This window comes from Tepidimonas taiwanensis, assembly GCF_020162115.1.
Taxonomy (GTDB): domain Bacteria; phylum Pseudomonadota; class Gammaproteobacteria; order Burkholderiales; family Burkholderiaceae_C; genus Tepidimonas; species Tepidimonas taiwanensis.
On record NZ_CP083911.1, the window covers coordinates 2,724,225 to 2,750,000 of the forward strand.

20 protein-coding genes and 1 pseudogene (1 of these 21 cut by a window edge) are annotated in these 25,776 nt (G+C 71.7%); 10 read left to right on the plus strand and 11 right to left on the minus strand.

The genetic code is table 11. The features are described 5' to 3' along the window. Positions 1-19 precede the first annotated feature (19 nt). The 3 genes from yajC (at position 20) to secF (ending at position 3,260) form a co-directional block, all read left to right on the plus strand. Positions 20-340 (plus strand): preprotein translocase subunit YajC, encoded by a 321-nt coding sequence (gene yajC / locus LCC91_RS12895; protein WP_043700383.1) that lies wholly within the window; start codon positions 20-22, stop codon positions 338-340. Positions 341-404: 64 nt separating this feature from the next. After that, the gene (gene secD, locus LCC91_RS12900) at positions 405-2,285 is read left to right on the plus strand and encodes a protein translocase subunit SecD (RefSeq protein WP_143897708.1); all 1,881 of its coding nucleotides are present in this window, start codon (positions 405-407) and stop codon (positions 2,283-2,285) included. 24 nt (positions 2,286-2,309) lie between these two features. Then, positions 2,310-3,260, plus strand: a complete 951-nt coding sequence (secF, locus tag LCC91_RS12905; RefSeq protein WP_143897710.1) for a protein translocase subunit SecF — start codon at positions 2,310-2,312, stop codon at positions 3,258-3,260. A gap of 18 nt (positions 3,261-3,278) precedes the next feature. Here secF and dprA read toward each other — a convergent pair whose 3' ends face one another. Beyond that, complete coding sequence (gene dprA, locus LCC91_RS12910; protein WP_043700301.1) at positions 3,279-4,403, minus strand: DNA-processing protein DprA; 1,125 nt, start codon at positions 4,401-4,403, stop codon at positions 3,279-3,281. A gap of 21 nt (positions 4,404-4,424) precedes the next feature. Beyond that, positions 4,425-5,576, minus strand: a complete 1,152-nt coding sequence (locus LCC91_RS12915; protein WP_043700302.1) for a LysM peptidoglycan-binding domain-containing protein — start codon at positions 5,574-5,576, stop codon at positions 4,425-4,427. 226 nt (positions 5,577-5,802) lie between these two features. Between LCC91_RS12915 and def the strand changes: the two are divergent. The 4 genes and pseudogenes from def to LCC91_RS12935 all read left to right on the plus strand — a co-directional run. Then, positions 5,803-6,333: pseudogene (gene def / locus LCC91_RS12920) on the plus strand (peptide deformylase); the annotation flags it as partial. Positions 6,334-6,455: 122 nt separating this feature from the next. Beyond that, on the plus strand, positions 6,456-7,418 hold the full coding sequence (gene fmt, locus LCC91_RS12925) for a methionyl-tRNA formyltransferase (protein WP_143897726.1): 963 nt from the start codon (positions 6,456-6,458) through the stop codon (positions 7,416-7,418). Continuing rightward, positions 7,415-8,224, plus strand: a complete 810-nt coding sequence (locus tag LCC91_RS12930; RefSeq protein ID WP_082007535.1) for an AzlC family ABC transporter permease — start codon at positions 7,415-7,417, stop codon at positions 8,222-8,224. Before fmt ends, LCC91_RS12930 begins: the two co-directional genes overlap by 4 nt. Continuing rightward, a complete protein-coding gene (locus tag LCC91_RS12935; RefSeq protein ID WP_043700303.1) occupies positions 8,217-8,552 on the plus strand; it encodes an AzlD domain-containing protein in 336 nt (111 codons plus the stop codon). Before LCC91_RS12930 ends, LCC91_RS12935 begins: the two co-directional genes overlap by 8 nt. On the opposite strand, the gene LCC91_RS12940 is transcribed toward LCC91_RS12935, so the two are convergent. The 3 genes from LCC91_RS12940 to LCC91_RS12950 form a co-directional block, all read right to left on the minus strand. Further along, complete coding sequence (locus LCC91_RS12940; protein ID WP_052231512.1) at positions 8,503-10,500, minus strand: response regulator; 1,998 nt, start codon at positions 10,498-10,500, stop codon at positions 8,503-8,505. The genes LCC91_RS12935 and LCC91_RS12940 overlap by 50 nt on opposite strands. After that, entirely contained in the window at positions 10,497-11,027 is a 531-nt protein-coding gene (locus LCC91_RS12945) for a molybdopterin-dependent oxidoreductase (RefSeq protein WP_043700305.1), read from the minus strand. The genes LCC91_RS12940 and LCC91_RS12945 overlap by 4 nt, the downstream gene beginning before the upstream one ends. Positions 11,028-11,094: 67 nt before the next feature. Beyond that, entirely contained in the window at positions 11,095-13,146 is a 2,052-nt protein-coding gene (locus LCC91_RS12950) for an ATP-dependent helicase (RefSeq protein ID WP_043700306.1), read from the minus strand. Between the two features lie 143 nt (positions 13,147-13,289). Here LCC91_RS12950 and LCC91_RS12955 point away from each other — a divergent pair, with 143 nt between their 5' ends. Beyond that, entirely contained in the window at positions 13,290-14,240 is a 951-nt protein-coding gene (locus LCC91_RS12955; protein WP_043700308.1) for an AEC family transporter, read from the plus strand. A gap of 136 nt (positions 14,241-14,376) precedes the next feature. On the opposite strand, the gene priA is transcribed toward LCC91_RS12955, so the two are convergent. From priA to LCC91_RS12970, 3 genes are all read right to left on the minus strand, one after another. Continuing rightward, positions 14,377-16,503 (minus strand): replication restart helicase PriA, encoded by a 2,127-nt coding sequence (priA, locus tag LCC91_RS12960; RefSeq protein ID WP_082007536.1) that lies wholly within the window; start codon positions 16,501-16,503, stop codon positions 14,377-14,379. 262 nt (positions 16,504-16,765) lie between these two features. After that, positions 16,766-17,878, minus strand: a complete 1,113-nt coding sequence (hemE, locus tag LCC91_RS12965; RefSeq protein WP_043700310.1) for a uroporphyrinogen decarboxylase — start codon at positions 17,876-17,878, stop codon at positions 16,766-16,768. A gap of 35 nt (positions 17,879-17,913) precedes the next feature. Further along, positions 17,914-20,121 (minus strand): protein-disulfide reductase DsbD family protein, encoded by a 2,208-nt coding sequence (locus LCC91_RS12970; RefSeq protein ID WP_082007537.1) that lies wholly within the window; start codon positions 20,119-20,121, stop codon positions 17,914-17,916. 188 nt (positions 20,122-20,309) lie between these two features. Here LCC91_RS12970 and LCC91_RS12975 point away from each other — a divergent pair, with 188 nt between their 5' ends. Beyond that, on the plus strand, positions 20,310-21,548 hold the full coding sequence (locus LCC91_RS12975; RefSeq protein WP_043700313.1) for an SAM-dependent methyltransferase: 1,239 nt from the start codon (positions 20,310-20,312) through the stop codon (positions 21,546-21,548). A gap of 217 nt (positions 21,549-21,765) precedes the next feature. Continuing rightward, a complete protein-coding gene (locus tag LCC91_RS12980) occupies positions 21,766-22,626 on the plus strand; it encodes a creatininase family protein (protein WP_143897712.1) in 861 nt (286 codons plus the stop codon). A gap of 105 nt (positions 22,627-22,731) precedes the next feature. On the opposite strand, the gene LCC91_RS12985 is transcribed toward LCC91_RS12980, so the two are convergent. The 3 genes from LCC91_RS12985 to LCC91_RS12995 form a co-directional block, all read right to left on the minus strand. Beyond that, positions 22,732-23,400: a histidine phosphatase family protein gene (locus LCC91_RS12985; protein ID WP_043700317.1), complete on the minus strand. Its 669-nt coding sequence runs from the start codon at positions 23,398-23,400 to the stop codon at positions 22,732-22,734. Positions 23,401-23,624: 224 nt separating this feature from the next. Continuing rightward, positions 23,625-24,269, minus strand: coding sequence for a LysE family translocator (locus LCC91_RS12990; RefSeq protein ID WP_043700319.1), 645 nt, complete (start codon positions 24,267-24,269; stop codon positions 23,625-23,627). Continuing rightward, on the minus strand, positions 24,266-25,776 hold the 3' portion of the coding sequence (locus LCC91_RS12995) for an ABC-F family ATP-binding cassette domain-containing protein (RefSeq protein WP_082007538.1). 496 nt of this gene lie beyond the right edge of the window; 1,511 of the gene's 2,007 nt are visible here — the last part of the coding sequence; its start codon lies beyond the right edge, outside the window; it ends in the stop codon at positions 24,266-24,268. The genes LCC91_RS12990 and LCC91_RS12995 overlap by 4 nt, the downstream gene beginning before the upstream one ends.

Consider the following 25,776-nt stretch of genomic DNA (forward strand, 5'->3'; position numbering starts at 1 on the left):
CACGCCTGAGGATTTCGACGTGTTCATCTCCACCGCTTATGCCCAGGCCGCCGCGGGCGGCGACGCGCCCTCGACGCTCATGAGCCTGCTGCCGCTGGTGCTCATGTTCGTGGTGCTGTATTTCGTGATGATCCGGCCCCAGATGAAGCGCCAGAAGGAGCACAAGGCGATGATCGACGCCCTGGCCAAGGGGGACGAGGTCATCACCGCCGGCGGACTGCTGGGCAAGGTGTCCAAGCTCGGCGACCCCTACATCGGCATCGAGCTCGCCGACGGCGTCGAGGTGCAGCTGCAGCGCACCGCTGTCGTGCAGGTGCTGCCCAAAGGCACGCTGAAGTGATCGGCGCCGCGCCCGCGCGTGGCCATCCCACCGCGGCACCGCGCGTGCCGCAAGGTCTTCGTCCATGAACCGTTACCCGTGGTGGAAGTACGCGACCCTGGCGGTCGTGTTCGTCATCGCCGTCCTCTACACGCTGCCCAACCTGTTCGGTGAATCGCCCGCGGTGCAGGTCTCGCCCGCGCGCGCGGGCCACCGCCTCGGCGAGGACGTCGTCGCGCGCATCGAACAGGCGCTCGCGGCGGCCCAGCTGCGCGCGGAGGCGATCCAGGCCGACGGGCAGTCGGTCAAGGTGCGCTTCGCCACCACCGACGCCCAGCTGCAGGCGCGCGACGCGATCGAGCGCGCGCTCAACCCCGACCCGGGAAACCCGACGCACGTGGTCGCGCTCAACCTGCTGCCGCGCACCCCGGCGTGGCTGCAGGCCATCGGTGCGCAACCGATGTACCTCGGGCTGGATTTGCGTGGCGGCGTGCACTTCCTGCTGCAGGTGGACATGCCCGCGGCGTTGACCAAGCGTGTCGAGAGCCTGGCGGGGGATTTGCGCACGGCGTTGCGCGACAAAGGGATCCGCCACGGTGGGGTGCGCCGCGAAGGGGACGCGGTGCTCGTGCGCGCGGCCGACGCCGCCACCGCGCGGGCCGTGGCCGACCTGATCGCGCGGGAGTTTGCGGACCTCGTTGTCACCGAACGCGCCGAGGACGGGCAGACGGTCGTCGTCGCCACGCTGCGGCCGGACGCCGCGCGCCGCGTGCAGGAGCAGGCGCTCAAGCAGAATGTCCTGACGCTGCACAACCGCATCAACGAACTGGGCGTGGCCGAGCCGGTCATCCAGCAGCAGGGGCTGGACCGCATCGTCGTGCAGCTGCCGGGTGTGCAGGACACCGCCAAGGCCAAGGATATCCTGGGCCGCACGGCGACGCTGGAAATCCGCATGGTCGACGAAAGCCCCGAGGGGCTGGCGGCCGAGCGCGACGTCAACGCCCCGGTGCCGTTCGGTTCGGAGCGCTACCTGGACCGCAGCGGCCGCCCGGTGATCGTCAAGCGCGAGGTGATCCTGACCGGCGAAAACCTCACCGATGCGCAAGCCGGCTTCGACAGCCAGACGCAGGAACCGGTGGTCAACCTGACGCTCGACGGCAAGGGCGCGCGGGTGTTTCGCGACGTCACGCGCGCCAACGTCGGCAAGCGCATGGCCATCATCCTGTTCGAAAAGGGCCGTGGCGAGGTGGTCACCGCGCCCGTGATCCGCACCGAAATCGGTGGCGGCCGCGTGCAGATTTCCGGTCGCATGACGACGCAGGAGGCCAACGACACCGCGCTGCTGCTGCGCGCCGGGTCGCTGGCCGCGCCGATGGAGATCGTCGAGGAGCGCACCGTCGGCCCGAGCCTGGGGGCCGACAACATCCGCATGGGCTTCAACAGCGTCGTGTGGGGGTTCGTGGCGGTGGTGGCGTTCATGTGCGTCTACTACACGTTCTTCGGGCTGGTCTCGAGCCTGGCGCTCGTGTTCAACCTGATGCTGCTGGTGGCCGTGCTGTCGATGCTGCAAGCGACGCTGACGCTGCCCGGCATCGCCGCGATGGCGCTGACGCTCGGGATGGCGATCGACGCCAACGTGCTCATCAACGAGCGCATCCGCGAGGAGTTGCGCAACGGCTCCGCGCCGCAGACGGCGATCGCCAAGGGCTACGAGCACGCCTGGGGGACGATCGTGGATTCCAACCTCACGTCGCTGCTGGCGGGGCTGGCGCTGCTGACGTTCGGCTCCGGGCCGGTCCGCGGCTTTGCCGTCGTGCACTGCATCGGCATCCTCACCAGCATGCTGTCGGCGGTGATGTTCTCGCGCGCGCTGGTCAACCTCTGGTACGGACGGCAGAAAAAGCTGCGCGCCATCGCGATCGGCATCCGCGTCGAGCCCGGCACGGCGGCGGCCAAGGGCAACTGAGGCGGCCCCAGGAGAGTGACACCCATGGAACTTTTTCACATCCGCCGCACGATCCCGTTCACGCGCCACATGCTGGTGCTCAACGTGGTGTCGCTGCTGCTGTTCGCGGCTTCGGTCGGGTTTTTGCTGGTGCGCGGGCTCAACCTGTCGGTGGAGTTCACCGGCGGCACGGTGATCGAGGTCGCGTACCCCGAGCCGGTGGAGCTGGCGCCGGTGCGCGAGGCGGTCGCCCGGCTGGGCTACGCCGAGGTGCCGGTGCAGCACTTCGGCAGTGCGCGCGACGTGCTGCTGCGCCTGCCGCTGCGCGAAGGCGTGGGCTCCGGGGCGCAGGCCGAGGAGCTGCTCGCCGCGCTGCGCGCCCAGCACCCGGGCGTCGAGCTGCGCCGCACCGAGTTCGTCGGCCCGCAGGTCGGGCGTGAACTCGTCGAAAACGGGCTGCTGGCGCTGGCCTTCGTCATCGGCGGCATCATGCTCTATCTGGCCGTGCGCTTCGAGTGGAAGTACGCGGTCGCCGCGATCATCGCCAACCTGCACGACGTCGTCATCATCCTCGGCTTCTTCGCGGCCTTCCAGTGGGAGTTTTCGCTGTCGGTGCTCGCCGCGGTGCTCGCGGTGCTGGGGTACTCGGTCAACGAGTCGGTGGTCATCTTCGACCGTATCCGCGAGACCTTCCGTCGCCAGCGCAAGATGAGCGTGCGCGAGGTGATCGACTACGCGATCACCTCGACGATGAGCCGCACCATCATCACGCACGGCTCGACCGAGGCGATGGTGCTGTCGATGCTGCTCTTTGGCGGCCCGACGCTGCACTACTTCGCGCTGGCGCTGACGATCGGCATCCTGTTTGGCATCTACTCGTCGGTATTCGTCGCCGCGGGGATTGCGATATGGCTGGGCATCAAGCGCGAGGACCTGGTCAAGCCCGCGAAGAAGCCCGGCGAAGGTGACGACCCGAACGCCGGCGCGGTGGTCTGAACGTCCCAGGCGCGTCGCTTAGGCGCGCACCACGCGCTGCAGCAGTCCGCCGGGCAGACGCTGCACGCGGCCGTCGAGCTCCAGCATCAGCAGGTGGGCCTGCAGCGCCGCGGTGTCCCACCCGCAGCGCGCCTGCAGCACGTCGAACGCCGTCGGTTCATAGCCGAGCGCGGCGAGCACCGCGTCCCCGTCGTCGGCGGGGTCTGCGGCACCGGTGGCGGCCGGGTCTGCCGCCGGCCGGGTGGCGGAGGCATGGGCACCCCACAATCCGGTGAGTTCCTCGTGGATGTGGGCGACGGTCTCCACCAGCTTGGCGCCCTGGCGGATCAGCGCGTGGCAGCCGCGCGACTGCGGCGAGTGGATCGAGCCGGGGATGGCGAACACCTCGCGCCCCATTTGGGTGGCCAGCTCCGCGGTGATCAGCGAGCCGGAGCCGAGCGAGGCCTCCACCACCAGCGTGCCCTGGGCCAGGCCGGCGATGAGGCGGTTGCGCCGCGGGAAGTGCGGCGCCAGCGGCGGCGTGCCGAGCAGGTATTCGCTGAGCAGGCAGCCGCTGGCCGCGATGCGCTGCGCAAGCGTCCGATGACGCGCCGGATAGACGCGGTCCAGCCCGGTGCCGACGACCGCGACGGTCAGGCCGCCGGCGGCCAGCGCCCCCTCGTGCGCGGCGGCGTCGATCCCGGCGGCCAGGCCCGAGGCGATGCACACCCCCTCGGCGGCCAGCGCCTGGGCGAAGGCGCGGGCGTTTTCCGCCCCCTGCGCGGTGGGGTTACGGCTGCCGACGATGGCGAGCGTGCGCGGGGCGTTGAGCGCCGTGGGGTCGCCGCGCGCGTGCAGCAGCACGGGCGGGTCGGGCGTGGCGAGCAGCGCGGCGGGGTAGGCCGCGTCGCCAAGGGCGATCAGGTGGCAGTCGGGCGCACACAGCCAGTCACGGGTGCGCGCCCGCAGCGCGTCCCAGTCCGCGGGTGTCCCGTGTAGGCGGCGGGCGATCCCCTCACCGACCGCGTCGGCCAGCGCGCGCAGGGACTGCGCGAAGATCGCGTCGGGTGGTCCGAAGGCCGCCAGCAGCCGGCGCGCCGTGGCCGCGCCGACGCCGTCGGTCGCCATCAGCCGCAGCCAACCCTCCCAATCGTCGGGCGCCATCGGGTCGTTCGGGCACCGGGGTCAGGGGTTGACGAAGCGGTCGCCGACGCGCACGCCGTCGGTGATCTGCATCACCAGCGCGTAGGAGACGCGCTCGAAGACGCGAAAGACCATCATCACGCCGTTGCGTTCGCCCGGCAACACGACGGTCGGGCGGGCATCGTCGGTGCGGTCGGTTACGCGTTCGGCGTTTTTCAGCAGGCCGAGCACGTGCCCCGGCTCCAGCCCGTCGGCGCGGCCGCGGTTGAGCACGACGATCTGGTGCTGTCCCGCGTAGCGCACCGCGTCACCGTGCACCTTGATGATCTGTCCCTGCACCGGCTGGGTGGGTGCGTGCGGCACGTAGGCGCGCGATTCCCGTGGCATGGGCGGCAGCAGCCGGTCGCCGATGCGGATCTCTTCGCTGGCGTGCACGATGTCGATCGTCGCCGGCACCAGCATCGGCTGGCCATCGGCGGCCGTGTCGGCGCGCTCGGCGCGCACGAGCCGCGCGCGCCCGACCGCGTGCGCTTCGTGACCGAGCAGTTCGCCGGTCTGCGGGTCGCGCAGCGGCACCGCGTTGCGGTAGATGGCCAGCAGCCGCGGGGTGCCGGTTTCCGGCTCCAGCGGCTCGCCGCTCAGGGCCTCGCTCGGGCCGGTCTGGCCGCGGGCGTAGGCGCGGTCCCCGCGAGCGAGCAGCACGCGCTGCTCGGGGCCGGCAACGATACGCGGCGCGTTCTGGTGCGCGGCCTCGTCGACCACGTGCACATCCGCGAGGAACGGTTCGATCACGCCGGGCGGCAGCGCCGGGATGGCACTCGCTTCCAGCGGCTCGACGCGCACGCGCGGTGAGAGTTTGACCGTAGGCAGCGCGTCATCGGCGAGCTGCAACATGGCGCGATCGCCGACGCGGGTGAGCACGAGCACTTGACCGGGGTAGATCAGGTGCGGGTTGCGGATCTGCTGCAGGTTCATCCCCCACAGCTCGGGCCAGCGCCACGGCTTTTTGAGGTAGAGCGCCGAAATCGCCCACAGGGTGTCCCCCCGCTTGACGGTGTAGCGCTCGGGTGCATTGGGAGCGAGCTCGCTCAACGGCACGCCGGACTCGGCAACGAGCTGGGCGGTGTTGCGCTGTTGTGCCGTGACGGGATACGGCGGAGTCGCCCAGGTGAGTGTCGTGGCCAGTGTGAGCATCGCGGCGGAGGCGGCCCACCGGATGGTGGCGCGCTTCCGGTGGGGTGTTGGATTCGTTTGTGTCTCGTGTGTGGCAACAAAGGTGCAGCGGCGTTTCGGCGCGGTCATCATCAATCGGGTTCCTCCGGGGCGAATTTTGCGGTCTGACCACATCCGTGGCAATGGCAAACGGGGGTTGCGTTGGCGCGCCGGGCGAAAAATTGTGAAAATAGCGACAGCGACACCTATGAACACCAACAAAAATCCCTCGATCGAACCGCTGCCCATATTGCGCTATCCGGATCCGCGCCTGCACAAGGTGGCCAAGCCGGTGGCGGCGGTGGACGAGCGTGTGCGCGCGATCATCCCGCGCATGTTCGCCACGATGTACGCGGCCAACGGCATCGGCCTGGCGGCGACGCAGGTGGACATCCACGAGCGCATCATCGTCATCGACGTCAGCGACACGCGCGACCAGCCGCTGGTGCTGATCAACCCCGAGATCGAGTGGGCCAGCGACGAAAAGCGCAAGGGCGAGGAGGGGTGCCTGTCGGTGCCCGGGATCTACGACGGCGTGGAGCGCTCCGTCGCCGTGCGGGTGCGCGCGCTCGATGAGCACGGGGTGAGCCGCGTCATCGAGGCCGAAGGGTTGCTCGCCGTGTGCATCCAGCACGAGATGGACCACCTGATGGGCAAAGTGTTCGTCGAATACCTCTCACCGCTCAAGCGCGAGCGCATCAAGATGAAGCTGCTCAAGGCCGAGCGCGAAGCGGCGCGCCAGGGGGGCGCGGCGTCCCTGCCGCGCCGGCGCAGCGCGCACGCGGTGGCGGAGGCCGGGCTTTGACCCCCGCCGGCGGGGGGGACCCGGCCGACGCGGGCCGGGGAGGGGGGGCGCGTCCGTTGCGCGTGGTGTTTGCCGGTACGCCGGTGTTCGCCGCGACCGCGCTGGCCGCGATCGCCGCGGCCGGGCACGAGGTGGTGCTCGTGCTCACGCAGCCCGACCGGCCGGCGGGCCGTGGGCTCAAGCCCCAGGCCTCGCCGGTGAAGGCGCTGGCGCAGCAGCACGGGTGGCCGCTCGCCCAGCCGCGGGGGCTGCGGCTGGACGGCCGCTGGGCCGAGGACGCGCGCGCGGCGCAGGCGGCGATCGCGCAGGCCCGCCCCGACGTGATGGTCGTGGCCGCATACGGGCTGATCCTGCCCCGCTGGGTGCTGGAGGCGCCGCGGCTGGGGTGCCTCAACATCCACGCGTCGCTGCTGCCGCGCTGGCGCGGCGCCGCGCCGATCCAGCGCGCGATCGAGGCGGGTGACACCGAAACCGGCGTCACCATCATGCAGATGGACGAGGGGCTGGACACCGGCGACATCGTGGCGATGGCGGCGGTGCCCATCGGGCCGGACGAGTCGGCCGGGTCGCTGCACGACCGGCTGGCGGCGCTGGGCGCGCGCCTGATGGTGCAGACGCTGGCGGCCGCCGCGGCTGGTCCGCTGCCGCGGCGGCCACAGCCCGCCGATGGCGTGACCTACGCGCACAAGATCGACAAGGCGGAGGGCGTGCTGGACTGGCGCGCGCCGGCCGCGGTCCTGGCGCGGCGCGTGCGCGCGTTCGATCCCGTACCCGGGGCGGTCACGACGTGGGACGGGGTACCGCTGAAGGTGTGGGCGGCGCGGGCCGAGACGGGTTCCACGGACGCAGCGCCGGGCACCGTGCTCGCGGCGGACGACGCCGGCATCCGCGTGCAGACGGGCGACGGCGTGCTGGTGCTGACCGAGGTGCAGCGTGCCGGTGGCCGGCGCTTGCCGGTGCGCGACTTCCTGCGTGGCGCGCCGCTGGGGATCGGCACCTGGCTGGGGGGCGGCGATTGAGCGCGGCCGGCTCCGGGGCGACCGTCCCCGCGCCATGGTGGCGCACGTCGTTCCTCAACGCCGACCTGTGGCGGCGTCCGGCGTTCGCCACCGGCGCGCGCGAGCTGCTGGGCGCGGCGTCGGGCATCGGCGCTTGGGGGCTGATGACCGGTGTGGCGATGGTCAAGTCGGGCCTGACGCCGCTGGAGGCGCTGCTGATGACGCTGCTGGTCTATGCCGGCAGTGCCCAGCTGACCGCGGTGCCGCTCATCATGGCCGGGGCACCGCTGTGGGTGATCCTGGCCGCGGCGTTCTGTGTGAACCTGCGCTTCGTGGTGTTTTCCGCGCACCTGCGGGCGTACCTGGCGCACCTGCCGCGCGGCCAGCGGCTGCTGACGGGCTACCTCACGGGCGATATGAGCTACGTTTTCTTTGCGCGGCGCTACCCGCACCCGGGCCGCACCGAGGCCGAACGGCTCGACCAGGAGGCGTACCTGGCCGGCAGCTGTGGGGTCAACTACGCGTTCTGGATGACGGCGAGCGTCATCGGCATCGCGGCGGCCAACGCGATTCCGACCGCGTGGGGGCTGGGTTTTGCCGGGATTCTGGCGCTGCTGGGGGTGGGGTGTTCGCTGGCGACATCGCGGCTGCGCGTGCTGTCGGCGGCGGTGGCGGGCACGGCGGCCGTGGCCGCGTGGGCGCTGCCGCTCAAGCTCAACATCGTCGTCGCGATCGCCGCGGCGGTGGCGGTGTGCCTGGTCGCCGAGGCGCACGGGCCGCGCTGGCTGCGCGGCGCACCGGTTGGTTCGGGGCGCGCGCATGGCTGAACTCGATCCGTGGCGGCTGCTGATCTTCGCCGCGCTGGGCGCGGTGACGGTGGTCACGCGCGGCTTCTTCTTTCTGTCGGATCGGCCGTGGCGGCTGCCGCACTGGGCCGAGCGGGGGCTGCAGTACGCGCCGATCGCCGCGCTGGCGGCGGTGGTCGTGCCAGAAGTGGTGATGCAGCAGGGCCAGCTGATCCACACTTGGCAGGACGCGCGGCTCTACGCGGCGGTCGCCGGGGCGGCGTGGTTCTTCTGGCGCGGCGGTGTGCTCGGGACGATCGTCACGGGGATGGCGGTGTATCTGCCGCTGCGGCTGGGTCTGGGGTGGTGACGCCCGCGCGCGCCTTCACGCAGCGGCGCATCACCGCCTCCAGCTGGGCGCGCTGCACGGGCTTGCCCAGAAAGCCGTCCATGCCCACCGCCTGCGCGCGTTGCACCGAGCCGTCCATCACGTCGGCGGTGAGGGCGACGATCGGCACCCGGCCGCGCGGTCCGGGCAGGGCCCGGATCCGCTCGGTGGCCTCGAAGCCGTCCATCTGCGGCATGTGCAGGTCCATCAGCACGATGTCGTAGTCCTCCTGCGCGGCCAGCGCCACGGCTTCTCGGCCGTCCTCGGCGAACACCACGGTGTGGCCGAGCTTTTCCAGCAGCAGGCCCACGATCTGGCGGTTGACCGGGTGGTCCTCGACGACGAGCACGCGCCAGCGCGCTTCACCGTCGCCCGCGGGCGCGGGTGCCGTGGCCGGGGCTGGGGAATTGGCCCCGTCGGCCCCGGCCGGGGCGGGCGCCGGTGGCGCGGTCGTCGGCCACGCGGAGGGCGGGGGCGCGGCAAAGCCACTCACGGGCGCGTCCGGCGCGGCTACCGGGGTAATCCACGTCGCGGTGAAGGTCGACCCTTCGCCCGGGACGCTGTGGACCTGGATGTCGCCGCCCATCAGGCGCGCCAGCGTGCGCGAGATCTCCAGCCCCAGGCCGCTGCCGCCGTAGCGGCGCGTGATCGAGGGGTCGGCCTGCTGGAAGCGCTGGAACAGCCGCGCCTGCGTGGCGCGGTCGATGCCGATGCCGGTGTCGCGTACGACCGCGGTCCAGCGCACGCGCGCGGGGTCGTCCGCCAGGCGCTGCGCCGACACCGTTAGCGACACCTGTCCTCGCTCGGTGAACTTGATCGCATTGCCGAGCAGGTTGATCAGGATCTGCCGCACGCGCGTCGCGTCGGCCTCGACCCAGGGCGTGCCGCCGTCGTCGATGCGGCAGTCGAAGGCGATCCCCTTGGCCGCCGCCTGCGGTTGCAGCCAGCGGTGTACGTCGCGCACGAGCTGCGGCATGTCCAGCGGCTCCGGGACGATGCGCACCTGGCCCGCCTCGAGCGCGGAGACGTCGAGGATGTCGTTGAGCAGCGACAGCAGGTGCTCGGCCGATGCGCGCGCGGTCTGGATCTGGTCGCGCTGCACCGGGGAGAGCGAGCCGTCGTCGAGCACCGTGAGCATGCCGAGGATGCCGTTGAACGGGGTGCGCAGCTCGTGGCTCATGTTGGCAAGGAACCGGCTCTTCGTGCGGCTCGCGCTCTCGGCGGCGTCGCGTGCCGCGCGTAGCGCCGCGTTGAGTGCCTCGAGCTCGGCGCGTTCGCGCTGTTGGCGGCGCTGCCGCAGCCACAGCGCCGCGGCGGCCGCCAGCAGCCCGGCGATCTGCATCGCCATCAGGGCGACGACGGCGTCGCGCAGCCGGCGCACTTCGCGCAGCTTGGTCTTGACGGTGTCCGAGAGGAACGCATCGGCGGTGAACGACAGGGCCTGTACGTCGGGGCCCAGTTCGTTCATCCGCTCCAGCGCCGCGTCCAGCCGACGCCGGTCCTTGGTGGGCAGCGCCGCGTCCAGCTCGTGCACCAGCGCCCGCAGGCGCGGCAGCAGGGCCTGGTACTCGGGCTGGGCTTGCAGCGCCGCGACCGACGGGCTGTTGTCCAGCAGCCGCACCCGGCTGGCGTAAATCTCGTGCCGCAGCATCACGGCGTCCCAGTCCGGCGGCTGGCGCGCCTGCAGCGCGAGCGCGAGCGCGGCTTGCAGGCGCAGAAACTCACGCTCGTGCTGGAAGACGAGCGCGGTCATCGAGTCGGTCTGCAGCTGGGCCGATTCCTCGGCGGTGCGCGTCTGGCGCAGGAAGACGACCAACAGCGCCGCGAGCCCTGCGGCCAGCAGCATCGTCGTCACCGCCACGCCAATGAGAAAACGCCGCCCTTCGGCGGCACCCGTGACCGGTGGTGGCGACGGCGGCGGTGACGTCATTCGATCTCGAGCGCCTTGAGCTGCCAGATCGAGCGCTCGTAGTAGCGTTTGTCCTTCAGGACCGGGTCGCTGTCAAACGGGTAAACGATGAAAAGCGGCCCCTTGTCGCGCACCGGCATCGGCTCGCCGTTCTTGCGCGTGGCGACGATGACGTCGAAGCGCTGCGCGTCCTCGACCGGGATGACGATGCGGTAATCGTTGAGCGCGGTGGCCTTGATCTGGGTGCCGCGCGCCTGGACCGCCGCCAGCACGTCGCGCAGGCGCGGGCCGCGGAATTGCAATGGTTTGTCCTCCCAAGGGGTTTGCGTCGTGAAGGTGTGCTGCGGCAGCGCCTCCAGCATCGCCATGTCGAACACGGCGTTGGCCCCCCGGTTGGTGGTGCCGATCTTGCCGCTGATGGTCAGCACCACGCGTTCCTTGGGCGCGGCGAGCGCCGACCGCGCGTCGGCCGCGCCCGCACCGGCCACGGCCCCCAACGCCGCCGCGAGCGACACGATCAGCACTCGACTGAAAGTGCTAAAAACCATCGAGACCGATGCATTTGTGCCAAATTGCGCGAAATTGTAGCGGCGGTATCGGCCTGTCGGCACAGGGTCATCGGGCCGGGGCCCGGCCGGCGGCGCGTGCGGCAAACTCCTCGCGCAGCGCGCGCAGCTTGGCGCGCGGGTCTTCCTGGGTGGTGGCGGGGTCGAGCTGCATTTCGGCGATGAAGCGGCTGGCCTGCGCGGGCACGCGCTCGCGTCCCTGCTTGCGCTGTTTGAGCCAACTGACGACCAGCGTGCGCTGCGCGCGCGTGATGCCCACGTACATCAGGCGGCGCTCCTCCTCGATGCGTGCGGCCAGCGCCTCCGGGTCGCCGTCGGCGTCGGGCTTGAAGGGCAGCAGCCCCTCGTTGACGCCGGCCAGGATCACGTGCGGCCACTCCAGTCCCTTGGCGGCGTGCAGCGTGGACAGCGTCACGACGTCCTGGTCCTGCTCCCGCTCCGACAGGGTGCTGATGAGCGCAACCGTCTGCGCCACCTCCAGCAGCGGGCGCGGTTCGCGCTGCGTGGTCATGCCGCCCGTGTCGTCGAGCTGGCCGCCGCAGCGCTGCACCATCCAGTCGACGAAGTCCTGTACGTTGCCCCAGCGCGCCGCGGCCTGCGGCTCGCTGTCGGCGTGGTCGTAGAGGTGGCGCTCGTAGCCGATGTCGGCGAGCCACTGCGCGAGCACCTCGCGTGCCGCTTCGTGTCCGACGGCGTGGCGCGCGCGGTATTGCAGCTCGTTGACGAAGCGGCCGAATTCGTGCAGCGCCGCGAGCGCCTTGGGCGACAGCGTCGCCTCCAGCGTGGGGGCGAACAGCGTCTCAAAGAGGCTCAGGCGCAGCCCCGCGGCCACCGCGCCGAGTTGCGCCAGCGTCTGGTGGCCGATGCCGCGCTTCGGGGTCGTGATCGCCCGCAAAAACGCCGGGTCGTCGTTTTCGTTGGCCAGCAGCCGCAGCCACGCGCACAAATCCTTGATCTCGGCGCGGTCGAAGAAGCTCGTGCCGCCCGACACCTTGTACGGGATGTTGGCGCGGCGCAGCGCCACCTCGAACGCGCGCGACTGGTGGTTGGCGCGGTACAGGATGGCAAAGTCGCGCCACGCGGCACCCTGCGCGCGCAGGCCCTGGATGCGCGCCACGGCGCGCTCGGCCTCGTGCTCCTCGTGGTCGCAGGCGAGCACGCGCACCGGCTCACCCTCGCCCAGCGCGCTCCACAGCGTCTTGGGGAACAGCTTGGGGTTGGGGCCGATGACCGCGTTGGCCGCGCGCAGGATGGCGTTGGTCGAGCGGTAGTTCTGCTCCAGCTTGATGACGGTGAGCGTGGGAAAGTCCTGCGGCAGCCGCCGCAGGTTGTCCAGCGTCGCACCGCGCCAGCCGTAGATCGACTGGTCGTCGTCGCCGACGCAGGTCAGGCGCGGGTCGGGCCGCTCGCCGTGCCCCACCAGCGCCTTGAGCAGCTCGTACTGTGTGGCGCTGGTGTCCTGGTATTCGTCCACCAGCACGTGGCCGAGGCGCTGCTGCCAGCGCGCGCGCACCTCGGCGTGTTCCCGCAGGAGTTTGAGCGGCAGCAGGATCAGGTCGTCGAAGTCCACCGCCTGGTACGCGGCGAGCCGTTCCTGGTAGCGCGCCATCACGAGGGCGATCTGGCGCTCCGCGTCGTCGCGCGCTTGCGCCAGCGCCGCGGCGGCGTCCAGCCCCGCGCCTTTCCACTGGCTGATGCGCCACTGCCAGTGGCGCGCGGTGGTGCTGTCGGTGGTGCCGCCGCAGTCCTTGAGCAGCCCGGTGATGTCGTCCGTGTCCAGGATGGAAAACTGCGGCTTCAAGCCGATGGCCGCGCCGTCCTCGCGCAGGATGCGCACCCCCAGCGCGTGGAAGGTGCACAGCAGCACGCCCTGCGCAGCCTTGCCCACGAGGGCGCGGGCGCGCTCGCGCATTTCGGCGGCGGCCTTGTTGGTAAAAGTGATCGCGGCGATGCGCTCGGGGGCGAGCCCGGCGTGGATGAGGCGCGCGATTTTGTGGGTGATGACGCGCGTTTTGCCCGAGCCGGCCCCGGCGAGCACGAGCGAGGGCCCGTGCAGGTGGCAGACGGCTTGGAGCTGGGCGGGGTTGAGCGTGTCGTGCATCGGCCGGCACCGTGGAGGGGCAGCGATCGTCGGGGCACGGCCCCGCGGGACGGGGGCCGGTCGTTCGCTGCGCGAGGGCCGTGATGATAGCGGCGCCAGCGGGCGACAGCCCCGCCGCGGGGGCGCGTTTACCATCGCGGCCCATGGGCTCGATCCTGCTGGTGACGTTTCCGTTCTTTGCGCTGGTGGCGGCCGGTTATGGCGCGGCACGCCGGCGCTGGCTGCCGCTGGAGGCGATCCCCGGGCTCAACGGTTTCGTGCTCTTTTTTGCGCTGCCCGCGATGCTGTACCGCTTCGGGGCGTCGACGCCGATCGCGCAGCTGCTCGACGCGGCGGTGGCGGGGGTGTGGCTGCTGTGCGCGCTGCTCGTCGTCGGCCTGGCGGTCGCGGTCAGCCTGGGCGGGCGCATCCGCTGGAACGACGCGGCGTTTGGCGCTCTGGTGGCGGCGTTCCCCAACTCGGGCTTCATGGGCGTGCCGCTGATCGCCGCGCTGCTCGGGCCGCAGGCGGTCGGCACGGTGATCGTGGTCATCGTCGTCGACATGGTGATCACGAGCTCGCTGTGCATCGCGCTGTCGCGGCTGGACGCGGGGGAGGGCGGCGCGCGCGCGGCACTGAAGCAGGCGCTGCTGGGGGTGCTGCGCAACCCGATGCCGTGGGCGATCGGCCTCGGGGCGCTGGCCTCGGCGAGGGGGCTGACGTTGCCCGCACCGCTGGACAAGACGGTGGCGCTGCTGGCCGACGCGGCCAGTCCGGTGGCGCTGTTCACGATCGGGGCGGTGCTGGCGCGCTCGCAGATGCAGGCGGATCACCCGATGCCGTGGCGCGACTACGTGCCGCTGGCGCTGATGAAGCTCGTGCTGCACCCGCTGCTGGTGTTGCTGCTCGGTGCTGCGGCGATCCAGCTCGGCGTGCCGCTGCAGCCGACGGCGCTCACCGTGCTCGTGCTCACCGCCGCGCTGCCCAGCGCGAGCAACGTCTCGCTGCTGGCCGAGCGCATGGGCGCCGACAACGGGCGCATCGCGCGCATCATCCTGGTGTCGACGGCGCTGGCGTTTTTCAGCTTTTCCGCGGCGGTGGCGTGGCTGCGGTGAGGGTGTGCGGGTGAGGTCGCGCACACGACCGCTTCCGCATGGCTGGGGGGTTTGTCTGGAGACACCGGCGTTCATCACCGGTACTGGACGCTGCGGAGGGGCACGAAACGTCTTGGTTCCGGATCAATAACCACACTCAAAAACTCAACGGATCGACGTCGATCGCCCAGCGCACGAGGCCGCGTGTGTCCGGCAGGCCGCGCAGCGCGTGCAGGCGCGGCATCCACGCGGCCAGCAGCGCCTGCAACGCCGGGCGGTGGGGGCTTTCCAACAGCAGTTGCGCGCGCTCGATGCCGGCCACGCGCGTCAGCGCCATCGGCACCGGCGCGTAGAGCATGACGTGTGCCCGTCCGGGAAGGTCGTGCGCGGCCTCGGCGGCGTGGCGCAGCCAGGCGAGCGCCGCCTCCAGCTGGCGCGCCTCGGCGCGCAGCAGCGCCTGGTGACTGAACGGCGGCATGCCGGCGCTGCGGCGCTCTTCCAGCTGTTGCGCGGCAAATGCCGCGTAGTCGTGCCGCGCCAGCGCCGCGAACATCGGGTGCTCGGGGTACGCGGTCTGCACCCACAGCTCGACGGCGCTGCCCTGCGCCGCGACGAAGGCGGCGTCGCGCCCGGCGCGGCCCGCCGCCTGCATCAGCAGCGCGAACAGCCGCTCGGGCGCGCGCCAGTCGCTGGCAAACAGCGCCCCGTCCGTGTTCACGCTGGCCACCAGCGTGATGCGGCGAAAGTCGTGTCCCTTGGCGATCATCTGCGTGCCCACCAGCACGTCGATTGCGCCGTCGTGCACGGCCTGCAGCGTGCGCTCCAGCGCCCCGCGGGCCCGTGACGTGTCCGCATCGAGTCGCCCCACACGCACGGGTGTCCCGTCTGCTCGCTGTAGCGTCGCCAGCGCCGCCGCAAGCTGCTCCTCGAGCTGCTCCGTGCCGCGCCCGAGCGGCGCGAGATCGACGTTGCCGCAATCGGGACAGGCCCGCGGGATCGGGGCGGTGTGGCCGCAATGGTGGCAGCGCAGGCGCCGGTCCGCCTTGTGAAAGACCAGGTGCGCGCTGCAGTGCGGACAGCCACTCTTCCAGCCACAGGCGTCGCAGGCGATCACGGGCGCGTAGCCGCGGCGGTTGAGCAGGACGAGCGCCTGTTCGCCGCGCGCCACGCGCGCCTCGATCGCGGCCTGCAACGGCGGGGCCAGCAGCGTACCCCGCGGCTGCTGGCGCAGGTCCACCAGACGCAGCCGCGGCCAGCGGGCGCCGCCCATGCGGTCGTCCATGTGCACGCGCCGGTAGCGGCCGCTGTCTGCCGCGTGCCACGACTCCAGCGACGGCGTGGCCGAGCCGAGGATGACCCGACAGCCCGCGTCGGCGCCCAGCCGCGCGCGGTACACCGCCAGATCGCGCGCCGAGTAACGCGCCCCTTCCTGGCTCTTGTAGCTCGGGTCGTGCTCCTCGTCCACGACGATCAGCCGCAGTTGCGGCAGGCTGGCGAAGATCGCCATGCGCGTGCCCAAAACGATGCGTGCGTGGCCGAGGTGGGCGGCCAGCCAGTGCTGCAGGCGCTGCGCGGGCGTCAGGCGCGAGTGCAGCGTCGTGACCGCGTCGCCGAAGCGTGCGCGAAAGCGCTGTTCGAGCTGTGGCGTCAGGTTGATCTCCGGCACCAGCACCAGCGCCTGGGCCTGCGGGTCGCGCGCGAGCAGCCGCGCCGTGGCTTGTAGGTACACCTCGGTCTTGCCGCTGCCGGTGGCGCCAAACAGCAGGATCGGCTGGTCGACGGTCTCGATCGCCGCCAGCGCCGCGGCCTGCGCATCCGTCAGCGGCGGTGGCGTCTCGGCCGGTGGCGGGGAGACCGGCGGTACCGGCTCCGGGGCCCGCTGCAGGCGCCGCTGCAGCCGCGCCGCGTCGAGCTCGCGCAGCGCCGGCGGCAGCGCCGCCAATGCGACCTCGCCCAGCGCCCGCTGGTAATAGCGGGCGGCAAAGCCCACCAGCTCGCGCCACTCGGCGGCCAGCGGCGGCAGCGCCTGCCACGCTTCCGAGATCGGACGCACCGGCGTCGCCGGCGCGGTGGCGGGCGTCCCCCACACAATCCCGACGACCGCCCGTGCACCGAGCGGGACGCGCACCAGCGTGCCCGGCGGCAGCGCCACGGTGTGGCAGTAGGTCAGCCGGTCCCCGAGCCCGCTGTGCGCCGGCGTCGGAACCACGACGTCGAGGAGGACTTCGGTCGCGGGGTTGGCGTCACCTGTTTCGACGGGGTCGCAGGATGCTTCGGCAACCATATGATCGGCGCGGGGATTTCGTGGTTGTCCCAAGATCCTGTGGATAAGTTTGTTGGCAAGCTGCGGATGCCGTGCGGAAAGCCTTGATTCTCAAGGCCCGGCGTCGGGTTGCGCAAAAACGCAGCACCAAAAAGTCTCGATAAATCAATGAATTGATGGCTTCTCCCGGGTGCGCCCCGGGTGCTGCACGAACGCCGCCGGCCGTGACCGCCCCCTGTGTTGCTGTGCACAACCCATCGGCGTCCCGCTCCGGCGGCGAGGTTTACGCGCCGCCCCGCATGCGCCGCGAGTGCGCATGCACCGTTTCGACGAGCGCAGCGACGTTTTCCGGTGGCGTGTGCAGGCTGATGCCGTGGCCGAGGTTGAAGATGTGCGTCGGGCCCCGCCGGGTGCGGTCCGTGTGCGGCGCGCCGAACGATTCCAGCACCCGCACCGCCTCGCGCGCGATCGCCTCCGGCGTACTCAGCAGTACCGCCGGGTCGAGGTTGCCCTGCAGGGCCTTGCCTGGCCCGCCCGGCTCGCCACCCACCAGCCGCCGCGCCCGTCCCAGATGCACGGTCCAGTCGACCCCCAGCACGTCGCAGTCCAGCGTCGCCATTTCCTCCAGCCACAGCCCGCCGCCCTTGGTGAAGACGATGCGCGGGATGACCTGCCCCGCGTATTCCCGCGGCAGTTGCGCCAGCACCCGCTGCGTGTAGGCCAGACTGAACGCCTGGAACGCGCCGTCCGCGAGCACGCCGCCCCAGCTGTCGAACACCATCACCGCCTGCGCGCCGGCTTCGATCTGGGTTGTCAGGTACAGCGCCACCGCGTCGGCGTTGACGGCCAGCAGCCGGTGCATCAGGTCCGGGCGGCTGTACAGCAGCGTCTTGACGTGGCGGTAGTCGTCCGAGCCGCCGCCCTCGACCATGTAGCACGCCAGTGTCCACGGGCTGCCGGAAAACCCGATCAGCGGCACCCGTCCGTCGAGCGCGCGCCGGATCGACGTGACCGCATCGAACACGTAGCGCAGCCGCTCCATGTCCGGCACGGCCAGCGCCGCGACGTCGCTTTCGGTGCGCACGGTGCGCTCGAAGCGCGGGCCCTCACCGGCGGCAAAACGGAGCCCCAGCCCCATGGCATCCGGCACCGTCAGGATGTCGGAAAACAGAATCGCCGCGTCCAGCGGGTAGCGCTCCAGCGGCTGCAGCGTCACCTCGGTGGCGTAGTCGACGTTCGTGGCCAGCCCCATGAAGCTGCCGGCCTTGGCGCGCGTGGCGCAGTACTCCGGCAGGTAGCGCCCGGCCTGGCGCATCAGCCAGATCGGGGTGTGGTCGGTCGCCTGCCCCAGGCAGGCGCGCAAAAAGGTGTCGTTGCGCAGCGCAGGGAATGTCATGGCGCCCGATTATCGTCGGGCGGCCTGTCGGCCACTTATCCCGCCGATGCCGCCTGTCGTTGGGCGGCCGCCCGGAAGGCCGCGCGCACGTCTTCCTTGCGCAGGATTTCGCTGAGCACCTGCGGCGCGCGCCCTGGCACGTGTAGCACATACACCGGCACGCCGCTGCGCCCCAGCGCGGCGAGCGCTTCGGTGATCACGGGGTCGCGCCGCGTCCAGTCGGCGCGCAGCAGGGCAATGTTGGCCGCGCGCGCATCGGCCAGCACGTCCGCGTCTGACAGCACAGCGGCCTTGTTCACCTGGCAGGTCACGCACCACGCGGCGGTGAAGTCCACGAACACCGGCCGCCCCGCAGCGAGCAGCTCGGCCTGCCGCTGCGGCGTCCACGCGTCCCACGTGGCGTCGCGCGTATCGGCGGTGGCGCCAGCGTTCGCCTCCCGGCCCACGTACGGGCCGGCCCACACCAGCGCCGCTGCCAGCAGCACGGCGCCGATGGCGCCGAGCCAGCGCCGCGCCGCCCCCGGGCGGCCCAGAGCCCACAGCAGCCACGCCAGCGCCAGCAGGATCAGGCCCAGCGCGCCCGCCCCATCCATGCCGGTCTGCTGGCCGAGCACCCACCACAGCCACAGCGCCGCGGCGAACATCGGAAACGCCATCGCCTGCCGGAACGTCACCATCCACGGCCCCGGCCGCGGCAGCCGCCGTGCCAGCGCCGGCCACTGACTCGCGGCCAGGTAGGGCAGCGCCATGCCCAGCCCCAGCGCCCCGAACACCGCCAGTGCCTGTGCCGCCGGCAGCGTCAGCGCCAGCCCGAGCGACGCCCCCATGAACGGCGCGGTACACGGCGACGCGACGACCGAGGCGAGCACGCCGGTCAGGAAGGCGTCCGCCACCGGGTGGCGCAGTTGCAGCCCGGCCAGCCCCGGCGGCGCGAGCTGGCCGAACTCGAACAGCCCCGCCAGATTGAGGCCGATGACGACGAACAGGGTGGCCAGCGCCGCCACCACCCACGGGTTCTGTAGCTGGAAGCCCCAGCCGACCGCCTCCCCCGCCGTGCGCAGCGCGAGCAGCGCCGCGCCGAGCGCGACGAACGACAGGACCACCCCGGCGGTGTAGGCCAGCCCCCCGACGCGGTGGGCGCGCCGGTCCGCGCCGTGCGCCTGAAAGGCCATCACCTTGATCGCCAGCACCGGAAAAACGCACGGCATCAGGTTGAGGATCATTCCGCCCACCAGTGCCCCAAGCAGCGCCAACCCCAGGCCCAAGGCCGTCGGGCCCGCGGCACCGGCCGGGGCGGACGGTGCCGGCAGCGGCTCCCGTGGCGCGGGCGGCGCCGCCACCGCCGGCCACGTACCCGCGACCGGCCACTCCAGCCGCACCCCCGCGGTGGCCGGGCCGTGCGCCTCGGCCGGCGGTGGCGCCACCACGAACGCGAGCCGCGTCGGCGACTCACTGCGGTACGGCGACAGCGGCACCGACGCCTGCCAGCGCGCGCCGTCCCACCGCTGCTCCCATGGCAGGCCCGGCGCGATCAGGTTGCCCGTCTCCGGGAAAAACTCCAGCCGCTGCCCCCGCCACGCGGCGGGCAGCCCGGTGATGTCGAGCAACAGCCGGTCGCCCTCGACGCGCAGCTCGCCGCTGGCGCCGTCCAGCGCACGCGGCGCCGCGGCCCACGCGGATTCAAACAGAGAGCCATGCGCCGTCTGCGCCGACTGGGTCGGCACACGCAGCCGCAACCACGCTTCCTCCGGCACGCATTCGGTGCGGCAGATCAGCCACGTCGCGTGCAGTTGCACGTCCAGTGTGTCGCCGGTGAACCCCGGCTCGACCGTCACCGGCACGGGCAGCAGCAGCGTTCCGTCGAAGCCGTAATTCGCCAGCTCCCCAAGCGGGAATTTGCGCGGCGTGGGCCAGGCGATCTCACCCGCGCGCACCCCCGGCGGCAGCGTCCACTGCAGCTCGATCGGCAGGCCCGAGTCGCCCGGGTTGCGCCAGTACGTGTGCCACCCGGGCGCGTGGTCCAGCCGCAGGCCCAGCCACACCGGCTGCCCCGGGGTCACGCCCTGCGGCGCGTGCACCAACAGTTCGACGCGTGCGTATTCCGTTTGTGCCGTCGGGCCTGCCGAGGGAGCAGCGGCAGGGCCGCCTTGTGCGAGCGCCGTTACGCCCGCGGCCAGCAACAGCGGGGCGAACGCGCGGGCAACACGCGCGCCGGCTCGGAGCAACCAATCAAAAACAGCCATGGTGGACGATGGATCGGACGGTACCGCGGGAGGTTCCCCGGGCGGACTGCGCCGTGATTGTGCGCCAGCCGCCAACCGCGGCCATGCCTATCCGCGCGATAGGGTCCAGGACCTTTTCAGCGCCGGCGGATTGGCCAACAATCGGTGCTCGCAATCGGCATCACCACGAACCGGAGCGAGGAGACGGCATGCTGTCGATCGACAAGGCATTGGACGGTTGGGTGCGGCGGTGGCGCGCGCGGGTCAATCTGCCACTGCGGGTGCGCTGGGCCGTCGGGGGCGAGACCGGGCCGCAGTGGGATCTGGGCGATTTCGCGCAGCCGCGCGTGACCATCGCCATGCGCGATGTGGCGGCGTTGCCCGCGCTGCTGTCGCCGAGTCTCGACTCGCTCGGCGAGGCCTATGTCGAGGGTCGCATCGACGTCGAGGGTGCCATCGACGACGTGCTGGCGATGGCCCACACGCTCGTCGCCCAGGCCGATGACGAGGACCGCCGCCCCGGCGCGCTGCAGCGCATGGTCAAGGCGTTCACGCATAACCGCAAGCTCGACCGCGAGTCGATCCAGTACCACTACGACGTCTCCAACGCGTTCTACGCGGAATGGCTCGACCCGGCGATGGTGTACTCGTGCGCCTACTTCGAGCATGGCGACGAGGACCTGGCCACCGCACAGCGCAAAAAGATCGACCACATCCTGACCAAGATCCGGCTGCAACCGGGGCAGACGTTGCTCGACATCGGCTGCGGCTGGGGCGCGCTGGTGATGCGTGCGGCCGAGGCGTTCGGGGCGCGCTGCGTCGGCATCACCCTGTCGCAGGCCCAGTACGACCTCGCGCGCGAGCGCGTCGCCGCCGCCGGACTGGCCGACCGGGTCGAGATCCGGCTGCAGGACTACCGCGACGTCACCGGCACATTCGACCGCATCACCAGCGTCGGCATGTTCGAGCACGTGGGCCTCAAGCACCTGGCCGACTATTTCCGCCTCATCCGCGAGCGCTTGGCGCCGGACGGCTGGGCGCTCAACCACGGCATCACGACGGCGGACGCACACGACGGCGAGACCCCGCACGGCGGCGGCCGCTTCATCGACAAGTACGTCTTTCCACACGGCGAGCTGCCGCATATCTCGACGGTGCTGCGCACGATGCAGGAAGGCGGCCTCGAGCCCTTCGACGTCGAGAGCCTGCGCCGCCATTACGCGCGCACACTTACCTGCTGGAGCCAGACCTTCGAGGCCAAGGCCGAGCGCCTGCGCGCGATGGTGCCGGAGCGCATCTGGCGCATCTGGCGGGTCTACCTGGCCGGCTGTGCGTGGGCGTTCGAGCACGACCAGATTTCCATTTTCCAAGTGCTGTGCCGCCCCGCGGGCCGCTCGGCACAGGAACTGCCGTGGTCGCGCCACTGGATCTACGCCCCGCGGGGGTGATAGGGGTAAGCCAACCCACGGCAGCGCCGACTGGCTGTCCCTCGCGGCACTGAATCGACGCCCCTTCGGGGTGGCGCCGCCCCGGGCTGCTGCACCCCGGGGCGCGCGCGGCTATTCATTCGGCGCAAAGAAGTTTTGCCTCCCTCGCAGCGTTCTGTGCTCGTGAGGAAAGCTGGGGGCTCAAGACAAAGCCGTGCCGGCGCAATAAGATGTGCGCATGGATACCTCCCCGGATAGCCCGGTGGCTGCCCCGGGCCTCAAGCGCTGGGCCGATTTGCGCTGGCCCGAGGTCGCCGCGCTCGACCCGGAGCGCACCGTTGCCGTATTGCCGCTGGGTGCGACCGAACAGCACGGCCCCCACCTGCCGCTGGCGGTGGACACCGCGATCGCCGAGGCGGTGCTGGCCGCCGCGGGACCGCACCTCCCCGGCGATGCGCCGATCTACGTGCTGCCCACGCAGCCCGTCGGCTTCAGCCCCGAGCACGCGCGCTTTCCCGGCACGCTGACGCTCTCGGCCGATACCGCGCTGGCCCTCTGGCGCGACATCGGCGCGTCGGTGGCGCGCGCTGGCGTGCGCAAGCTCGTGCTCTTCAACGGTCACGGCGGGCATGTCGGCCTGATGGACGTCGTCGGGCGCGAGCTGCGCGCGCACCACGACCTGCTCGTCTGGAGCGTGCACTGGTTCCAGCTCCCGCTCATCGAGCCCGACGGTCACGACCTGGAGGCGGACCTGTCGGCCCACGAGCGGCGCTTCGGCGTGCACGCGGGCCAGGTGGAAACCGCGCTGATGCTGGCCCTCGTGCCCGAGCGGGTGCACGATGCGGCCCGCGCGGACTTTGCGTCCACCTCGGCGCAACGGGCGCAGCGCTACCCGCTGCTGGGCAACGGGCGCAGCGCCAAATTCGCCTGGGCCATGCAGGACCTCAATCCCGCGGGTTCAGCGGGCCATGCCGCAGCCGCCGACGCCGACTGGGGCCGGCGCGCCATCGCCGCCGCCGGCCGGTCGCTCGCGCAGCTGCTGCAGGAGGTGGTCGCGCTGCCGCTCGCGACCGCGGTCGACGGCCCGGCGTGGCCGTAGCCTATCTGATGCTGCTGCGCCCTCCGATCGGGCGACCAGCCACGGGTGGCGCGCATGCCATGGGTCCGGTGTGACCCTTCACCCCCGTGACCCCGCGGCCGGTCGTCACGCGTGCGTGATCCAGTCGCGGTGCTCCGGTGCCGTCAGGTGGGGCAGCGCGTTGAAGCTCACCAGTGCGCAGCGCTTGGGGGTGTGCGCGACCTCGCTGACCGCGGTGTTGCGGATGCGCAGGTTGAGCTCGATGGTCGTCTCCGGCGGCGCGCCCAGCAGGTGGCCCACCAGCGTCGCGATCGGCCCGCCGCTGCTGACGACCAGCACGTCGCCCGTGTGCGCGCGCCGCACATGTTCGAGCAGCGCCACCGCCTCGCGGCGGAACGTTTCGTAATCGGGCATGCCGCGCGGCGAGATCACCCCGTCCATCCACTGCCGCAGCGCATCGCGCAACAGCCGGAAGTGCGCGCGGTACCCGTCGGGCGTGTGCGGATCTCCCGGGGGCGGGGCATGCAGCGCCTCGATCAGCGCGGCGCTGTCGTATTCATCCAGTCCGGGCCAGACCTGGGCCTCTAGCGCCTCTCCCCATCCCTCCCGGATCGCCTGCCACGTCTCCTGGTGCCGGCGCAGCGTTCCCGTGTACACGGCCTCAAAGCGCTGGCCGTGCGCGCGCCAGTGCTCGCCCAGCCGCCGCCCCTGCTGCCAGCCCAGCGGGCTCAGCCGGTCGTAGTCGTCGCTGCCGAAAGACGCCTGCCCGTGCCGCACGAGGTGGATCGTTCCCATGCGCGGCATTCTCGGCTGCTGTCGTGCAGTCGCCCGTCACGCGGGCGACGCGCGCCGATGTCCCGGTCCAGCCGCCCACCGTTTTGGGATACGGGGGCACCCCGGTCGGGCGCCACTCAGGCTCCGGCGTGTGCCCTCGCCCCGGTTACACCCTATCCGCACCCGACAGCGCGGCGGCACGGCGAGCCGGAAGGCGCGGATCGCGACCCGGGCCCAGCGCCCGGTCAGACGGCAGGGGCCCGGATCCCGCTCGCCAGCATCCACATGCCCGTCAACGCCAGCGCACCCGCCATCAGCCGGTTGAACACGCGCAGCCGCCGCCCGATCGGTCGCCCATCGACGATGGGGCCCGCCAGCCACCCGCGCAGCACCGACCCCACCAGCGCATAGGTCAGGTTGCTGCTGAACGCGTACACGACCATCACGGGCAGCACCAGCCAGAAGCGCCCCCACGCCTGGGGGTGCCCGGCGATCCAGCCGGCCACGATGGACAGCGCCAGCATCCACGCCTTGATATTGAGGAACTGCAGACCCACCCCGCGCACGAACGATATCCGCAGTCCTTCTGTGCGGGCCTGTGTCAGCGTCGACGCCCGCGCCAGGCGCCAGGCCAGCCAAAGCAGATACCCCACGCCCCCCCATAGGATCCCCAGCCGCAGCGCCGGCACCGCCAGCACCACCGCCCCCAGCCCCGCGGCGCACAACGCCAGCAGCAGGGTCCAACCCACCGGCACCGCGCACACGAACGGCAGCGCCCGCCGCAGGCCGCCGTTGGCCGCGAGCGCGGTGGACAGCGTGGTGTTCGGTCCCGGGGTAAAGCTGGTCACCGTCGCCAGTGTGATGAGCGCCAGAAATTCGCTCGCGCTCATCGGGCCTCCCGGGGGGTGGCGGCCGGCGCGGGCGCGCCGTTCGGGTCGTCTTTCGTCAGCGCTTCGAGCGCCTCCCAGCGCTCCAGCGCCGCCATCAGTTCCTGCTCGATGGCGCCGTGCCGTTGTGCCAGCGTCTGCGCCTGCTGCGGATCACGGCCGTAGAGGGTGCCGTCGGCCAGTGCGGCCTCGATCGCGCGCTGCTCGGCTTCGAGCGCCTCGATGCGCGCCGGCAGTCCGTCCAGCTCCCGCCGCTCTTTGTAACCCAGCCGGCGGCGCGCCGGTGCGGAAGCGCCGTGGGGTGCCGGCTCCGCCCCCTCCGGCGCCGCGCGGGGGGAGCGGCGTGGGACCGCGGCCTCGCCGGTTGCCGGGACGGCCGTGTCCGCCTCTCGCCAGGCCGACGGCCATACCGGCACGCGTCCGTGCAGCCGCATCGACTGCGCCATCCAGTCCTCCACACCGCCCTCGTACTCGCGCCAGACGCCATCGCCCTCGAACACCAGCGTGCTCGTTACCACCGCGTCCAGAAAGCGCCGGTCGTGGCTCACCAGAAACACCGTTCCCGTGTACGCCGCCAGCCGCTGCTCCAGCAGCTCCAGCGTGTCGATGTCCAGATCGTTGGTCGGCTCGTCCAGCACCAGCACGTTCGCCGGGCGCGCGAACAGCCGTGCCAGCAGCAGGCGATTGCGCTCGCCACCCGACAGCGATCGCACCGGCCGCTGCGCGTGCGCGGGCGAAAACAAAAAGTCCGCCAGGTAACTGCGCACGTGTGTGCGCCGACCCTCCCATTCGATCCACTCGCTGCCCGGGCTGATGAAATCCTCCAGCGTGGCGTCCAGGTTCAGCGCCGCGCGCAGTTGGTCGAAATACGCCACGGTCAACTGGCTGCCCAGCCGCACGCGCCCGGTGTCGGGTGCCAGCTCGCCCAGCAGCAGTCGCAACAGCGTCGTCTTGCCGGCCCCGTTGGGGCCGATCACGCCGATCTTGTCCCCGCGCAGCACCGTCGTCGTCAGGTCGCGCACGACGGTCACGCGCTGCTCGCCCTCGCCGAACGACAGGCTCACGTTCTCCAGCTCGGCCACCAGCCGCGCACTGGCCTGTCCGCGCACCAGCTCCAGCCGCACCTGCCCCAGCGCCTCGCGTCGCGCCGCGCGGGCCTGCCGCAGCTGCTGCAGCCGCTCGATGCGCGCCTGCGCCCGCGTGCGGCGGGCCTCGACCCCTTTGCGGATCCACGCTTCTTCCTGCGCGAGCAGCCGATCGGCCTTCGCCTGCACCACCGCCTCCTGGGCCAGCTGCTCCGCCTTGAGCGCCTCGTAGCGACCGTAGTTGCCGGGGTAGTCCCGTAGGCGCCCGCGATCCAGCTCGACGATGCGCGTCGTCACCCGATCCAGAAAATACCGGTCGTGGCTCACCACCACCACGCTGCCGCGAAACGCCAGCAGGTGCTCGGCCAGCCAGTCGATCGCGTCGATGTCCAGGTGGTTCGTCGGTTCGTCGAGCAGCAGCACGT